This window comes from Chitinivorax sp. B (genome assembly GCF_005503445.1).
GTDB lineage: Bacteria > Pseudomonadota > Gammaproteobacteria > Burkholderiales > SCOH01 > Chitinivorax.
Genome location: NZ_SCOH01000058.1, coordinates 1 through 15288, shown reverse-complemented (window position 1 = coordinate 15288; position 15288 = coordinate 1). Strand labels below are relative to the sequence as shown.

At 57.8% G+C, this 15288-nt stretch carries 12 protein-coding genes; 6 read left to right on the top strand and 6 right to left on the bottom strand.

Translation table 11 applies throughout. From position 1 onward, the window contains the following. Positions 1–76: 76 nt before the first annotated feature. Positions 77–1591: an alkaline phosphatase D family protein gene (locus tag FFS57_RS22510; RefSeq protein WP_137940086.1), complete on the top strand. Its 1515-nt coding sequence runs from the start codon at positions 77–79 to the stop codon at positions 1589–1591. Positions 1592–1629: 38 nt separating this feature from the next. Here FFS57_RS22510 and FFS57_RS22505 read toward each other — a convergent pair whose 3' ends face one another. From FFS57_RS22505 to FFS57_RS22480, 6 genes are all read right to left on the bottom strand, one after another. Next, on the bottom strand, positions 1630–2292 hold the full coding sequence (locus FFS57_RS22505) for a DUF6901 family protein (RefSeq protein WP_137940085.1): 663 nt from the start codon (positions 2290–2292) through the stop codon (positions 1630–1632). Between the two features lie 183 nt (positions 2293–2475). Further along, positions 2476–3249, bottom strand: coding sequence for a hypothetical protein (locus FFS57_RS22500; protein ID WP_249384128.1), 774 nt, complete (start codon positions 3247–3249; stop codon positions 2476–2478). Positions 3250–3374: 125 nt separating this feature from the next. Beyond that, positions 3375–3809, bottom strand: coding sequence for an NTF2 fold immunity protein (locus FFS57_RS22495; RefSeq protein ID WP_171014151.1), 435 nt, complete (start codon positions 3807–3809; stop codon positions 3375–3377). A gap of 318 nt (positions 3810–4127) precedes the next feature. After that, on the bottom strand, positions 4128–5333 hold the full coding sequence (locus FFS57_RS22490; RefSeq protein ID WP_137940083.1) for an MFS transporter: 1206 nt from the start codon (positions 5331–5333) through the stop codon (positions 4128–4130). Between the two features lie 293 nt (positions 5334–5626). Then, the gene (locus FFS57_RS22485; protein ID WP_171014150.1) at positions 5627–7537 is read right to left on the bottom strand and encodes a TonB-dependent receptor domain-containing protein; all 1911 of its coding nucleotides are present in this window, start codon (positions 7535–7537) and stop codon (positions 5627–5629) included. A gap of 94 nt (positions 7538–7631) precedes the next feature. Next, positions 7632–7817 carry a hypothetical protein gene (locus tag FFS57_RS22480; protein WP_137940081.1) on the bottom strand — a complete coding sequence of 62 codons (186 nt, stop codon included), beginning with the start codon at positions 7815–7817 and terminating at the stop codon, positions 7632–7634. Between the two features lie 100 nt (positions 7818–7917). Here FFS57_RS22480 and FFS57_RS22475 point away from each other — a divergent pair, with 100 nt between their 5' ends. From FFS57_RS22475 to FFS57_RS22455, 5 genes are all read left to right on the top strand, one after another. Next, positions 7918–11859, top strand: a complete 3942-nt coding sequence (locus FFS57_RS22475) for a non-ribosomal peptide synthetase (RefSeq protein WP_137940080.1) — start codon at positions 7918–7920, stop codon at positions 11857–11859. 40 nt (positions 11860–11899) lie between these two features. After that, a complete protein-coding gene (locus tag FFS57_RS22470) occupies positions 11900–12742 on the top strand; it encodes a siderophore-interacting protein (protein WP_137940079.1) in 843 nt (280 codons plus the stop codon). 106 nt (positions 12743–12848) lie between these two features. Then, entirely contained in the window at positions 12849–13769 is a 921-nt protein-coding gene (locus tag FFS57_RS22465; protein ID WP_171014149.1) for an ABC transporter substrate-binding protein, read from the top strand. Positions 13770–13783: 14 nt separating this feature from the next. Next, the gene (locus tag FFS57_RS22460) at positions 13784–14815 is read left to right on the top strand and encodes a FecCD family ABC transporter permease (RefSeq protein WP_249384127.1); all 1032 of its coding nucleotides are present in this window, start codon (positions 13784–13786) and stop codon (positions 14813–14815) included. Then, positions 14812–15288, top strand: a 477-nt coding sequence (locus tag FFS57_RS22455; protein ID WP_137940077.1) for an iron chelate uptake ABC transporter family permease subunit, incomplete at its 3' end; no start/stop codon positions are given. The genes FFS57_RS22460 and FFS57_RS22455, both read left to right, overlap by 4 nt.

Below are 15288 nucleotides of genomic sequence, written 5' to 3'. Positions count from 1 at the left end.
ATCCCTATCTGCTGTATTGAGGCCGGTTTGTTACTGGTCTCGGCGCTATCACACATCACAACATTCAGGAGGAAGCATGGCCCTTCAGCTTGGCCCTATTTTGCAATTTCGCGGCGTACATGATCAGCACTGGGCGGTATCAGCACTGGTGGTCGTGAAATCCGGGGAGGCGGTACCACCCATTGCAATCCATGGGCATGCCCAGTTGCTTGGCAAGGCCCGTATTGCCTGCGTACCTTTTCGTAATCCGACTTCTGATGTCTATCGAATCGATCTGCGGGCGCCTTTAGGGGGCGGGCAGGTGCGTCTGAATGTGGGTGAAGCATCTGCCAGTTTTCATGTGCCAGTAGAGGGGGCCAGCCCGCGGTGTGCGTTTACCTCATGCAATGGGTTTTCCGATCCCAAGCTGATGAAGCAGGTGGCAAATAAGCACGAGCGTTGGCAGCACCTGCAGGGAAGGCATCATGCCGAGCCCTACCATCTGCTGATCATGGGGGGCGATCAGGTCTATTCGGATGCCATGTGGCAAGTGCTGCCGTCGTTGAAAAACTGGACTGACAAATCGCTGGATGCCCGCACCCAAGCTGCCTTTACCGCCCGTATGGCACAGGAATTGGATCGATTCTTCTGCGAGCTGTATCTGTCCCGCTGGCAACAGCCGGAAGTACAGGCCATGCTGGCTGCCATTCCCACCGTGATGATGTGGGATGACCACGATATCTTCGATGGTTGGGGCTCCTACCCGGATGACTTGCATCAGTCGCCTGTTTATCAAGGCATTTTTGGGATTGCCCGAGACTATTTCAGGGTGTTTCAGCAGCAATTGGGTAGCGCCGACCGGCATCCAGCGGCGCTGCCTGTGCAGCCTGCCTTCAATCTGGGCTTTTCAAACCTGGGTAAGTTGGGTTTGCTGGTGCTGGATCTGCGTTCTGAGCGCCAGCCGGACCTGCAGTTGGAGACGGGCTTCGCCCCGTGTCAGATCATTTCACCGGCCAGCTGGGACGCGATTTACGACTGGCTGGACCAGCAGCCTAAAGGCACATTGCAGCATTTGCTGGTGGTATCCAGCATTCCGGTAGCCTATCTGGACTTGGGTTTGCTGGAGAAGTTGCTTGCCTGTCTACCAGGCCAGCAAGAGCTGGAAGATGATCTGCGGGATCATTGGCGAAGCATTCCGCATCAGCAGGAACGGTTGCGATTGGTGCATCGTTTGCTGAAATTTGCCGCGGATAAGGACTGCCGTGTGTCCTTGCTGTCTGGTGATGTCCACGTCGGCGCGTTGGCGGTGATCGAATCCGACCGGCAAGCCAGCTGCAACGCGGCTGTGATCAACCAATTCATCTCGTCGGGCATTGTGCACCCAGGGCCACCCGGCCTGGTGCGTTATGTGCTGGAATCGATTGCTGACAAGCCGGAGCAGATTGATCGTGGCATCCGTGCCACCATGCAGCAGATCGGCCCCCGTGGGAGTCATTTGCTTGGCGCACGAAATTGGCTTGCCATCGAACCGACTGCCGATGGACGGCTATGGATGAACTGGCATCTGGAAGGGGAATCCAATCCATTGACCAAGGTGGTGCACCCGGCGTAGTCGCCAGCTTGGTATCGTGTCGAGGTCACCCGATCAGCTCATAAAAATGCAGGGGCTGTGTCGACCAGGGCATCTTCGATACTGTAAGGCATCAGCTTGGCCAGTATGTCCAGAATCACCAGCGCATTCATGGCGGCATCCAGCTGACTGACTTCACGCAAGCGGGCTGCAATACCGGCATTCACGGTTTGCAGTTCGTGATAGTGAGCCTTCAGCCCGGTGAGCGCCCAATCTGGTGTTTCTCCCTTTTGCTGACGGAAATACTGTGCCAATAGATAGGTTGATGCCGACCGGTAGACTGTCTCATCCTTGCTGGCAAACGGCAGGTGAAAACGGGCCATGGGGGCCAGAAAGCGCGTGTGAGGACAGTCGCTGGTCGCCATCAGCAGCCCCATCAGCGACCCCATGGCATGTTGAGCGGTGGTGTGCTTGCGATAAACCCGCTGGGGTGTGGTGACCGTGACCTCGGCTTCATCATATGAAACGATTCTGGTCGCGGTGTCTGTCACCAGCATCAGCTTGACGGCTACCGGGCAGTGTGGGGTGCTATCCGCCTGCAATGGGCAGTTGCGACACTGATGAAAACCCAGACGTGTCCAGTCAGGCAGTTCGGCTGTCGAGGGGGGTGTCATGTCTTCCGATACTGTATATCGAAGCTGTCGCCCATCTGCAAATTGCAGTTCATAGATCACGTCATTCATGACACGCTCCTACATGGCTGGCAGTTTTATTGTAGTCAGCGTCGTCAGATGCGTGGGTAATCTGCTGCCCAGTGTGAATCGCAGACCATTCTGAGTGTTGAAATCATGATTCGTCAGCGCAGGGCCAGGGCTGCTCTGCACTGGCGCTGAGTGGAGGCTGCTGCAACAGGCCCGCATGGCGGATTATCTGGGGTCGGGTGTAAATCCTGGGAAGGGATCGGGTGTGAAAGGCTGTGGTGCGCGCCGTGATGGAATCACCCCCATGGCGACCAGGTTGGCATAGCTGTCATAACGCAACCGGACGACTTGATTGGGCTGATGGCTGGCCCGTTCAAAGTCGGTATAACGGGTGGGTGAGTATTCCCGTTCACCATGGCCGGTACCCAGCCTGTCTGCTTCGCGGAGGTCGGCAGATGGTGCTGCAGCGCCAGCTTCTGCCTTGCTGGCCATTCGGCCTCGTTCTGGTGAGGCGGCAACGGGGGGCGGGCTGATCGGGCGGGTTGGTCGTTCGGTAAACACGGCTGCGCCGATTACCCCGACATTGTCTGGCCGGTCGGTGCGGGCTGCATAGCTGTCAGGCAGTGCGGTGAAATAGAAGGCAGCAGCTTCGTTCAGGTTCTTGCGCCAACCGGTGATTTCGGTACGGGCGTAGGGCGCAAGCACATAACCGCTTTGATTGACGGTGGCAGTTTCACCCGTGATGACATTGACGCCGTCGACTGACAATACCACCATCACCCGCTGGTTACTGCGGTTGTTCAACTGAATGGCATAGCGTGATCCAGGTTGTCCTTCGACAAAGGTTTGGCTGCGATAGCGATAGGCAGGCAACGTGCCGCCCATTTCACGGTCAACGACGGTCACGTCAACCAGATTGGGCGCGGCGCAAGCTGGGATGGCCAGAGTCAGGAGCAGGGATGCCGAAAAGGCAGCAAATGAGTTCGATAGGCGATACATGATCATTTCCGTTAGTGCGTGGTGACATGGACTTAAACGGAACGCAATCGAATTTCGGGTCAATGCGAAATGTAAAAAGTGATGACATGCTGAAGATGCGGTGTATCGCTATCAGCTTCAACCCACTACAGCGTGGTCGGACGCCATGTGGCTCCCTGCATGATTTTTACGCTGTCGATCCGCCATTCACCACCGACCTTCTGCATCACATATAGCAGCTTTCCACCATAAAGCGGGTGATCACGTTGGGTTTCAACATGCCATTTCTTTCCATGCTCCAGAGACGAAATCACATGCTCATTGGCCGGGTTATATTGTGGTGGTTTCGAGAAGCTGCTATGCCGTCCATGTGGTCTTTCCCGGGCGGTGCAATAAAGCGAGAAGATGCAATCCATTGCATTCTGCACCGGCCCCCAGTGAGATGATGGGTCTGCCGTATGTCTGGCTTCCCGGGCGGCTTGACAGGCGGCAGTTTCCCATTGATTCATGGCAACAATGAATGACTCGACCACCGAGATGGGGTCGGTGTAATTGCAAACAAGGGGAGGGCTGTCAGACATTGAATCTCCATAGTGGGTTGGCATTCGGTCTGTTCGGTGAGACCGATGGCTATCGCCATTCATGATGTGCAAATGATCGATTCTTTTGTGGCAGTCAGGAAGCATACCTGATCGCGGTCGTGCAATAAGGTATTGAACAGGTTCTCAGGGTATCAGGCAATCAATGTGGTGGGGATTGTGCTGTGTAGCGGATTCGATGGCATCACAACGTATGACTTGATATCGGATTGACGCCCTCTCCCGCTTGCCGGTACGGAGGAGGGCGGACTGACTGAATCAACACATGATTGAGATTGTAGGGATCAGTGTAGCGCTGGATCAGGCCTGTTGTTGTCCGGTTGTGGCTGCCGGGGCGGCCTGCCGATCGCGCAGACGTTGTAATGCCAACAAGACAGCCACCAATGCCAGCATGGCGAGCAGAGCAACCTGCGACATGCCCTTCAGGCTACCATCAGGTGCTACGGACAGGAACAAGCCGGAGCACAATACGCCGGCAGTCACGGCGATGTCCTGCACTACGTTCTGCAGCGACATGTAGCCCGCTCGTTCATGGGGAGCGGGTACTTGGCTGGTGACGGTGCCCAGCGTGACATTGCGGGCGGCGTTGCCTGCCATGAACAGGATGAAGTACAACGCCAGCGGCAAGATGCCTGGCCACAAAAACACCGTCAATCCAAGCAGAATACTGCCACTGGCGAGTAGCGCAGGGGGGAGTGGGCCGGACCGATCGATCAGACGGCCGATCAGTTGGGCGGTGAGCAACGCACATAAGCCGCCACCAGCATACAGCGCACCCAGCCATTCACGTGGGAAGTGCAGGTTGAGCAGAAAATACGGTGAGAAGTGAGGGATCACCAGGAATGCGGAAAACTGGCTGATCCCGTGCATCAGGCAAGCGGCCCGAACGGTGGGTTGGGCCAGCAGGGTGCGAGGCGATACCCGACGGGGTTGTTCCATATGCCCGCGCATGGAAGGCAAGACCATCGCAATGAAGATCCAGACCAGGGTTGCCACACCGGCCACACACCAGAACGGGGTACGCCAACCGCCCAGGCGGCTGAGCTCCAGTGCCATGGGGACACCAACAATTGCTGCGAGCGAAAAGCCGATCATGACTTTACCCATGGCCCGTCCACGCTGTGGCGGTGGCACAGTATCAATCAGGATGGCCATTCCCAACGCGACTGCGGGTGCACCAAACAGCCCGATCATGGCACGGGCGATGATCAGTGTCTCCAGATTGGTCACCTGCGTCACGCTCAGTGTGGCCAGGCTGAACAAGGAAAACACGGTGAGCAGTGCGGGCCTGCGGTCAAAGCGGTCCAGCCAGCGGACTGCCACCAGACCAGACAGGACGGCTGCAGCGGTGTAAGCACCGGCAGGCCAGCTGACGTGGGCGACGGAAAATCCCAGCGTATGGGCAATATCGGGCCCCAAAGGCAGGATCATCATGAAATCTACGATGTAGACAAACTGCAGCGCAGCCAGCAGGGCAATGGCGCGACCGGTAGATAGCTTGGACATGGCACGTGTTCCAGTAAGTTGAATCAGTTGCTGTGCGAGAGAAATCCTGAAACCTGTTCAATATCTTATTGCGCACCTGCGATGGTGGCTGATGCGTTGCGCAACATCATCATGTATTGCACATACATTCCGGTTGTTGCGCTGCGCGTCATCCCACTGGCGGTCGCTCACGACAGATTCTGAATGGGTTCTTGATGATAAAAACCGCCAAGACCGGGCCTGCGGCGCTTGGCGGTGGCAAGACTGCACCGATGTGACGGGTACGATGGATCTCGATCAAACCAAGGTGGCGATCAGATTCGCCAACCCAGGCTCAGGCGTACATCGCGACCCGGCTCTGGCAGGCCGGTGCCGGCAAAGCTGGCCTGGTCTACGTAATAGCGGTCAAACAGATTGTTGACGGTCAAGGTCAGGCTGACATCATCCTTGCCAGTCGGTTGCCATTGCACATACACATCATGCACGTTGTAACCAGCCTTGGAGGCAGTGTCGGCAGGTACATCTTTCAACCGTTCGTTCAGACGGCTGGTCCAACCCAGTTTGACATGCTGCGCGGGCAGATCGTAATCAAGCTGGGCAACCCAGGTCCGACCGACCGAATTACCCAGCAACAGTGCTTCGCCATCGGTAAACGGCTTACCATTCAGGCGCGGCTTGGTATGTGACATGCCCAGGCTGGCTGACAGCTGACCAGTTCGGAAACCACCGCTCAGGCTGTAACCCTTACTGCGGATATGACCGACATTGCGGCGGCCACCATCATAGGCGATATAGTTGTCGATATGCTGCTGATAGACCGCGCCATTCACGAAAACTGGGCCAGATTGCCATTTGGCGCTGAATTCATTGTTGCGTGCCTTTTCTGGATCGATCTGATCGGCATTGGGTTGATGCACTTTCAGGAAGGGTTCGATAACACCTACACCACGCAGGGAACGGGCATGGCTCAGGCGCAGGGTCAAACCTTCGACAGGCAGGAAAGCCACACTGGCACTGGGTGACAAGCCGCTGCTTTCAAACTGGTGGCCAGCACCATCGCTATATTTGAAGCGGTCATAACGGGCACCCGCCCCCAGCAGCCATTGGTCACCGATGGCGATGTCGTCCTGCGCAAAAATGCTGTTGACCGTGACGCGATCATCTTCGGCAGACTTACCTGGGACTTCCGAGAAACCAATATCACGACGGTAGTCCACACCATAGGTCAGCTTGTGGTTGCCGATGCGTGACACGTTATACAACTTGATACCGCGACTGTGGGTGCCATGTTTTTCAGCAGTTGGCTGGCTCATGTTGAGCCGGATATTGTTGTCATTGGCAAAGGTCAGCAAGTGCAATGACAGCAACGGGTTTTGAGTCGCGATATCGTAGTTCAATGTGGTGGAACGGCGTTCGGTACGTTGGCGCTCGGTTCCATTCTTGGGGCCGGGGATCAAGTTGGTGCGCTTGTTGCGTAGGCCTTCGTCTTCAAAACGCTGATGGGCAAGTTCGATACGCTGGCCATCAGCGGGCTTCAGCCCCAGTTTGACGAAATCATTGCGGGTTTCGGTGGCGCTGTTGGTGATCTTGTTGCCATGGCCATCCTGGTATTCTTCGGTATCCAGATTGCTCATGCTGGCCAGCAGCGAAACCTGATCAGACAGCTTGCCAAAAACCGTGCCGAGATATTTCTTGCCCTTGGCCGCATGCTGATAGCCACCCTTGAACAGCGCCCCTGCACGTTCGCCGGGGCGCAGCATGTCTTCCGCACGCTTGGTGGTGAACCGTACCGCACCCGCCAACGCGCCCGGGCCGGCTGTCGCCGCACCGGTGCCGGCTTCCACTTCTACACGTTTTAGCAGCTCCGGTTCGATCATGATCTGGCCGGTATGGTGGTAGGCTGATTCGGGTTGTGCTGCGCCATCGATGGTGACGGTCAGCATGCGCTCGTTCAAGCCACGAACATACAGCTTTTGTGTCATGGGCAGGCCGCCACCTACGCTGACTTCCGGGGTTTGATTGAACAGGTCTTGCAGGCTGACTGCTTGCTCAACCTCAATGCGCTTGGCGCGAACCACCGTATTGGTGTCACTGCCTCGCTCGGCAGTGATTTGAACCGGGTCAAGCATGGTGTCGTTCTGTGCCTGGGTTTGCCCGATACAGACAATGGTCAGCGAGAGTGCCAGGGGTTTGAGGGACAGGCGGGGACTACGCGGTTTGGACATAACGGAATCTCGACACATTTATTGAGAAGAAGGCTGCAGGTGACCGACATCGCCCCGATGCAGATTCACTGATCTGACCACCAATGCCATCGCTTCAGAGGATCGGACAAATTGCGTTGACGGGATGAGAACGGCTTGCTGCTTTGCTTTCAGCAGGGAGATGGATCGAATGGTCGTTATCATGCCAAACTTTGCAATTAGCAGTCAATCTCATTTGCATTTGATAACCATTATCGTTTTGCATTAATATGTTGCTCATGACTGCACGGCGCAGCGCCATGGCCGGCCTCGTGCCAGGAATTTGACTGCCTGCCTGACAAATCGATTGTGGCATGGCAAGTGCTGTCAGCTCCCTTCTGAATTCAATGATGACTCCACTGATGACCCATCCGATTGTTGCCTCGCCTGATTTGCCATTGCCCGAACCTCTGCCATTGACCACAGCACAATATGGGATCTGGCTTGGCCAGCAACTTGACCCCGTCAATCCCGCCTATTGGACAGCCGAGATGGTGGAATTGACTGGGATGCTGGATTGCGATGTGTTTTCCGATGCGGTGTTGCAAACGCTGGCGGAATGCGATTCGCTGCACATGCGCTATCAACAGCGGGGGGATCAACTGCTGCAATGGCATGGCCCTGTTGCAGCACACTTGACGATGCCGCTGGTGGATATCAGCCTGCAGCAGGATCCATGGGCAGCGGCGTTGGCTTGGGCCAAGGCAGATTTGCACCAACAAGCCGATCTGGCGGCCGGGCCGCTGTTTCGCAGTGTGTTGCTGAGGCTCGCGCCTGATCGTCATCTGTGGTACCTGCGGGTACATCATATCGCGCTCGATGGCTTCGGCTACACCGTGCTGACCCGTCGGGTCAGTCAGCGTTTCCAGGCTGCGTGTACCGGCCAGTTGCCAGCGGCTGTTGATTGGTCGCTGAAGCGTGTGATTGATGAGGATCTGCACTATCAGCAGGGTGATGTCAGACAGCGCGATCTGGCTTTCTGGCAGACGACCATGGCTGAGGCACCTGCCCCTGTTTTGCTGGGGCCACCTGTGCCAGTAGCACACCGGGTCCATCGGGTACATGGCGTACTGTCCGCCAGTGAATTCGCACTATGGCAAGCTGCAGCTGCAGCCATGCAAATGGACTGGACCACCTGGTGCACGGCAGGCATCGTGGCATGGCTGTATCGCCAGACCGGTGCAACCGATGTGACGCTGGGTTTGCCAGTCATGGGTCGATTGGGGTCGGTGACGTTGACCATTCCTTGCATGGTGATGAACATCGTGCCACTACGGATTCGATTCGACCCAGCTCAAGGCTTTGCCGAGCTGGTACAGCAGGTGGACAAGGCCATGCGCACATTGCGTCCGCATCAACGCTATCGTTATGAATGGCTGCGACGCGATTTGGGCCGGGTGGGTGGACAGCGACGGCTGTTCGGCCCGGTTGTCAACCTGATGCCGTTCGATCGTCCGCTCACATTTCATGGGCTTACCGCCATCGCTCATCCGGTATCGGCTGGGCCAGTCGAGGATCTGGCTATCAATCTTTCACCACGTGCGGGTGTGCTGCGGTTGGATATCGAAGCCAATCCGGACGGCTATGATCACGCAACATTGCAGCAACACCGTGCCAGCCTGTTTGCAACGCTGCATGACTTGGCTGGCCAGCCCGTGACACCGTTACTGGCATGGCGCCCGGCACATGCGCAGCAGATGGTGCTGCTGCAAGGTGCACCGCTGGCCACGGCGCCTGTGCAGGTCTTGTCTGCGTTGATCGCCCAGGTACAGGCGACGCCGGATCATCCGGCAATTGAACAATCGGGCGTGCCAACGTTGAGTTATCGGGCCTTGTTGCATCGGGTACAGTTGATGGCAGGTTGGCTGCATGCCCAAGGCGTCGGCGAAGGCGCGCGCGTGGCGCTGTTGTTGCCGCGCCAGCCCGATACCATTGTGGCCTTGCTGGCCGTGTTGTGGGCGGGCGGCGGTTATGTGCCGTTGGACCCGGCCAGCCCATTGGCGCGCATTGCCATGGTGCTGGAAGACGCCCAGCCAACCATGGTGTTGACGCAGGGTGATTATGCGGCGCTGGTGCCGGCCCACTTGCCTTGCCATCATCTGGATGCGATGGACCTTGTCGCTGACAGTACGCCATTGGCGACCCCAAACCCGGTGCCGGCCAATGCGCTGGCCTACATGATCTACACGTCCGGTTCCACGGGGCGTCCCAATGGCGTCATGATCGGGCGCGATGCCCTGAGCAGTTATGTGGCATCGGCTACCCAGCGTTTCGACATGTGTGCCGCCGATCGCACTCTGCAATTTGCCCCATTGCATTTCGACGCCAGTATCGAGGAAATCTTCGTCACGCTGTGCAATGGCGCCACATTGGTGCTGCGGACGGAAGCCATGCTGGAGTCCATGTCGCAGTTCATTGCTGGTTGTACTCAACAGCGGATCAGTGTGTTGGACCTGCCAACTGCGTTCTGGCACGAGCTGGTATACAGCCTGAGTGACAAGACCGCGGCATTGCCAGCCAGCCTGCGTCTGACCATCATTGGTGGCGAGGCGGCACTGGCCGAACGGGTCATCCGTTGGCGAACGTTGGTGTCGCAGCAGGTGCTGTTGCTGAATACCTATGGTCCGACGGAAGCGACGGTGATTGCCACCACAGCTGAACTGGCCGGGCCCAATGCCTTGCAATGGGAGGGCGACAGCGTGCCTATCGGCGAGCCCTTGCCTGGCGAGTCCGCCGTCGTGGTGGATGACATGTTACAGCCGGTTGGTCGCGGTGTGGCTGGAGAGTTGTGTCTGATGGGGCCTGCGCTGGCATTGGGTTACTGGGAACGCGAGGCCGTGACGGCACGCCGGTTCATTACCTTGACTGCCTTGCCGGATCAGCCGCGTGCCTATCGAACCGGTGACCGGGTGATGGTCGATGAGCAAGGCCAGTTGCGATATCTGGGCCGATTGGATGATGAATTCAAGCTGTCCGGTCATCGGATTGATCCGTCGGAAGTCGAAACCGCCTTGCTCAGCCACATGCAGATTCGGGAAGCTGCGGTGATCGGGCAGATACTGCCCAGTGGTAGCAAGCGGTTGGCGGCTTTTCTGGTTGGCAACGACATCAAGCCCGATGTAGCACAATTGCGCACCTATCTGGCTGAGCGCTTGCCAGCTGTGGCAGTGCCAACGGCCTACCAGTTTCTGGATCGTTTGCCACGCAATGCCAACAACAAGATTGACCGTCATGCCTTACGTGCCTTGCCGGTTGAAACCGGTACATCGCTGGCGACACAGGCCACACCGCTGGAGCAAGCCATCATCGCGGTCTGGCAAGAGGTGCTGGGTGCTGTTGATCTGACTCCGGAAGCCGATTTTTTCATGCTGGGTGGCAAATCACTGCAGGCCATTCAAGTGGCTACCCGTTTGCAACAACGGTTGCAACGTGAAGTGGCGGTATCGGTATTGTTCCGGTACCCAACGGTGGCCGCGTTGGCACAAGCCATGACGATGGCACCAAGCAGTCTGGACCCATCTGGCCTGGCTGACCCGCTGGCCGCAGTGTTGCCGATTCAGGGTGGGGATGGCCCGGTATTGTTTTGTTTGCACCCTGCGGAAGGGTTGTCCTGGTGCTATTTCGGGCTGGGGGCGTTGTTGCCGGCGCAGCGTATTGTCGGTTTGCAGGCCGTGGGATTGACAGGGGCATTGCCCGTCACCTTTGAGCAACGTATCGATCAACATGTGAAAGCAATCCAGCAGATTCAGCCAACGGGTCCTTACCACTTGCTGGGCTGGTCATTTGGCGGCGCGGCCGCCCATGCTGTCGCTGTTGCTTTGCAGGCGAAAGGTGAGCAGGTGGCGATGTTGGCCATTCTGGATTCCTACCCCAGTGAAGCATGGTCGGGGCGCCCCATGCCGACAGAACGTGACGCATTGGAAGCTTTGCTGGACATCAATGGGGACCCGGCAATCGATGAGGCTGGGGTGCCGTTGACCGCCGATGTGATCCGTGAGCGTTTGCGCCGCCCAGGCAGCCTGCTGAATGGTTTGAGCGAATCACAGATGGCTAGGTTGACTGAGGTTGCGTTGCACAATATGACCCAGTTCCGGTCTGCAATCACTGGCCGGTTTGACGGGGACATTTTGATGTTCCGTGCCATGCAGCGACGGCCAGATGCGCCGGACATCGAATGCTGGAAACCATATGTAACTGGCATGATTGACCGCGTGGAGGTTGACAGCACCCATGCAGATATGACAAAACCAGCACCTTTGATGAAAATAAGCTCCATTCTCAATCAGAGGATGGGGTGCAAATGATGGCTCGAACAGCCGGCATCTCAACACGGAAGCATTGACCATGAGCAATACATCCTCTCGTAATCCACCGCGCCTGTTGCGTGTGCGCCGTACCGAGCAACTGACACCTCATATGCGCCGCGTCTGGTTGTCTGGCGATGCGTTGTCTGGCTTTCCGACGGGTAGCGAGGGCCGGCACATCAAGCTGATGCTGGCTCGCTCAGGTCAGGCCGAACCGGTGCTGCCAACCTTGGGCCCGGATGGCCCGATCTGGCCACCGGCAGATGTCCGCCCGATTACGCGAACCTACACCGTGGCGGCCTATGACGAGGCGGCTGGCGAATTGGCAGTGGATCTGGTGCTGCACGGTGATAATGGCCCCGCATCTCGCTGGATCAACCATGCGATGGAAGGGGATGCCATCGGCGTGGCGGGCCCGGCGGCTCCCCCCTTGTTCCGTGAAACAGCCGATTGGTACCTGTTGATTGGTGATCCGTCGTCCATTCCCTTGTTGCGTGCGGTGTTGTGCGCATTGCCGGCTCAGGCCAAGGGCATGGCCCTGATCGAAGTACCTGACCAGGCCGAGATTCAGCCGCTGATTGGGCCAGCAGGGGTGACCATTGAATGGTTCGATCGCCAGGGCGCCCCCGCTGGCGATAGCACCTTATTGCTTGATAGTCTGCAACGGCGGCAATTGCCGGATGGTCAGCCATCGGTCACCCTGGCAGGGGAGAGCAACCAGGTAGTGGCGATCCGTGACTGGTTGCTGAAGGTGTGCCAGGTATCGCGCCATATGATGTATGCCGTACCGTATTGGAAAGACCGATTGACCGAAGAAGCCTATCACCATGAACGCCACCGCATCATGGATGAATTGGAAGAAACAACAGCAAGCGACGCTTGAGCGTCGTCTGGTTGGTGCCCTGAATGCAGCAGGTGAATGTCAGCGTACCTTGAATTGTCACTGTCAGGCCATCACGATGGCCGATCACCGAATTGATGAGTTAACCATGTCCCGATCCTTTACCATGATGCACCGCTTGGTGCTGACCCTGTTGGCAGTGGGCCTGTCCGCCAGTCTGTGGGCACGTAATGTAGTTGATGCCGCTGGCACCGCGCAAACCATACCGGATCATCCGCAGCGTGTTCTGGTGTTGTCCGAACTGGATCTGGATGCCTTGTTGGCGTTGCAGGTCACCCCGGTCGGCACCACTACAGGACGGGGTCAGCAGGGCGTGCCGCGCTATTTGGGGGCGGCTGCAACCAAGATCACGCTGGTTGGCGATTTTTCCACGCCGGTGCTGGATCGTGTGATCACGGCACAACCGGATCTGATCCTGGCGGGTGGTGCACCTGACCCCGCCATGCTTGCCCAATTGCGTAAAGTGGCTCCGACCTTGGTCAGTTTCAAACCCAGTGAGGACTGGCAAACCGCGTTTCGTCGCGTGGCCCAGTGGCTGGGACGTGAGCAGCAGGCCGATCGCTTCATGACCGAATATCGGGCGCGTGCTGCGACGGTACGGACACGGTTGGCCAAACAAGCCAATGCCACGGTCAGCATTGTCCGTTGGAGTCCGCAAGGCCCGGCCTATATGTTGAAAGACTCGTTTGCCAGTCGTGTGCTGGCCGATGTGCAATTGGTGCGGCCGGCGACACAGCAGCAACCTGGCGTGGCCCATTCGCCACCCATCAGCTTGGAAGCGCTGAACCGGGTGGATGCCGATTGGTTGTTTGTTGGTACCCTCAGCACTACCGGTCAAGCTGCCGACGCATTGCAGGTGGCTCGCCAGACCCCCGCGTTCAATCAGCTCAATGCCGTCAAGCGCAATCAGCTGGTGGTGGTGGATGGATCGTTGTGGACCAGCCTGGGTGGCCCGTTGGCAGCCATGGCGGTATTGACCGATGTCGACAAGGCAATGGCTACACGTTGAGACTTGAAGTACGCATGATGAGTTTGGATTCGATGACGCCGGCACGACGCCTGATCTGGGCTGTGCTGGCGTGTGCTTTATTGATGGCGATATTGGCATCGTTGTTGCTGGGGGCGGGGCAATTCGGGCCGGGTCAAAGCTTGGCTTACCTGTTGGGCGATGCTGGGGAGCGTGCCAATGCCCAGTTGGACATGGTGATGATGACATTGCGCCTGCCGCGCACAGTGTCGGCCTTGATGGTTGGGGGGGCTTTGGGGTTGTCAGGTTGTTTGATGCAGGCCGTCACTCGTAACCCGCTGGCTGAACCCGGATTGATGGGTGTCAATGGCGGCAGCGCGCTGGGTGTGGTGATCGGCATCAGTTGGGCGGGTATTCAGACTGGGCTGGGCTACCTGGTTTTTGCGGCCCTGGGTGCTTTGGTGGGTAATCTTTGTGTGCTGGGGCTGGCCCATGCCACCCGCCATGCAGATGCCCCGTTGCGACTGGTGCTGGCTGGTGCGGCACTGGGGGCGACGTTCCATGGGCTCAGCGCTTCATTGCTGCTGGCCTCGCCGAACAGTCTCGACCAGTATCGGTTCTGGTCGCAAGGATCGTTTTCCGGCGTCAACCTGAGTCAGGTCGCGTGGGTCGCCCCAGCCATGCTGATCGGTATTGTGGCGGCCGCGGTATTGCATAAGCCCTTGTCTGCCTTGCAATTGGGTGACGATATGGCGCAATCGTTAGGACATCGCCCTGGCCCTTTGCGTGCCGCAACCATTTTGACGGTGACCTTGTTGACTGGCGGTGCGGTGGCGCTTGCCGGTCCGATCGGGTTTGTGGGCCTGGTCGCACCATTTGCCGCTCGGAAACTGGCCCCACCTCGCCTTGGCAGTCAGCTGTTTGCTGCTGCATGGCTGGGTGCTTTGCTGCTGTTGGTGGCTGATGAAGCGATTCGTGTGTTGATGCAACCCTATGAGACGCCCGTTGGCGTGCTGACTGCCATTCTGGGTACGCCCTTGCTGATCTGGATGGCACGACAAGGGCGGATCGAAAGGGGAATGCAATGACTGGAGAGGCCACTTTGCCGCTATTGGAGCCCGGCCTGTATCCTGTTCGTGTCGGGCGCTTTTCCTGGTTAATGTCCAGGCGGGCGATGTTGTTGGTTCCCATCTTGCTGGCTTTGTTGGCCATGGTCATTTTCCTGTCATTGATGGCGGGGGCAAGCTGGCTGAGTCCAGCCGCGGTATGGCAAGCCATGCGTCACGAAGGCCCGCCGGGTACTCAGTTGCTGCTGAATGAATTCCGTTTGCCACGAATCTTTGTGGCGGCGCTGGCGGGCCTGGCATTGGGTAGTGCGGGTTGTCTGATCCAGGCATTGACCCGAAACCGGCTGGCATCACCTGACATGCTGGGCATGGCCGATGGTGCGACACTGGCGGTGATGTTGACCTTGATCGTTAGCCAGACCAAGCAGCTTGGCTCGTGGTGGGTGGGGCCGCTGGGGGCAATCGTTGCCATCGCCGTATTGCTGGCGGTGGCG

Excerpts from the sequence above, each read along its gene's own strand:
- FFS57_RS22465 (WP_171014149.1), top strand. The coding sequence starts at position 12,849 with ATGTCCCGATCCTTTACCATGATGCACCGCTTGGTGCTGACCCTGTTG.
- FFS57_RS22480 (WP_137940081.1), bottom strand. The coding sequence starts at position 7,817 with ATGGCGCTGCGCCGTGCAGTCATGAGCAACATATTAATGCAAAACGAT.
- FFS57_RS22510 (WP_137940086.1), top strand. The coding sequence starts at position 77 with ATGGCCCTTCAGCTTGGCCCTATTTTGCAATTTCGCGGCGTACATGAT.
- FFS57_RS22500 (WP_249384128.1), bottom strand. The coding sequence starts at position 3,249 with ATGTATCGCCTATCGAACTCATTTGCTGCCTTTTCGGCATCCCTGCTC.
- FFS57_RS22505 (WP_137940085.1), bottom strand. The coding sequence starts at position 2,292 with ATGAATGACGTGATCTATGAACTGCAATTTGCAGATGGGCGACAGCTT.
- FFS57_RS22490 (WP_137940083.1), bottom strand. The coding sequence starts at position 5,333 with ATGTCCAAGCTATCTACCGGTCGCGCCATTGCCCTGCTGGCTGCGCTG.
- FFS57_RS22460 (WP_249384127.1), top strand. The coding sequence starts at position 13,784 with ATGATGAGTTTGGATTCGATGACGCCGGCACGACGCCTGATCTGGGCT.
- FFS57_RS22495 (WP_171014151.1), bottom strand. The coding sequence starts at position 3,809 with ATGTCTGACAGCCCTCCCCTTGTTTGCAATTACACCGACCCCATCTCG.
- FFS57_RS22470 (WP_137940079.1), top strand. The coding sequence starts at position 11,900 with ATGAGCAATACATCCTCTCGTAATCCACCGCGCCTGTTGCGTGTGCGC.
- FFS57_RS22485 (WP_171014150.1), bottom strand. The coding sequence starts at position 7,537 with ATGTCCAAACCGCGTAGTCCCCGCCTGTCCCTCAAACCCCTGGCACTC.
- FFS57_RS22475 (WP_137940080.1), top strand. The coding sequence starts at position 7,918 with ATGACCCATCCGATTGTTGCCTCGCCTGATTTGCCATTGCCCGAACCT.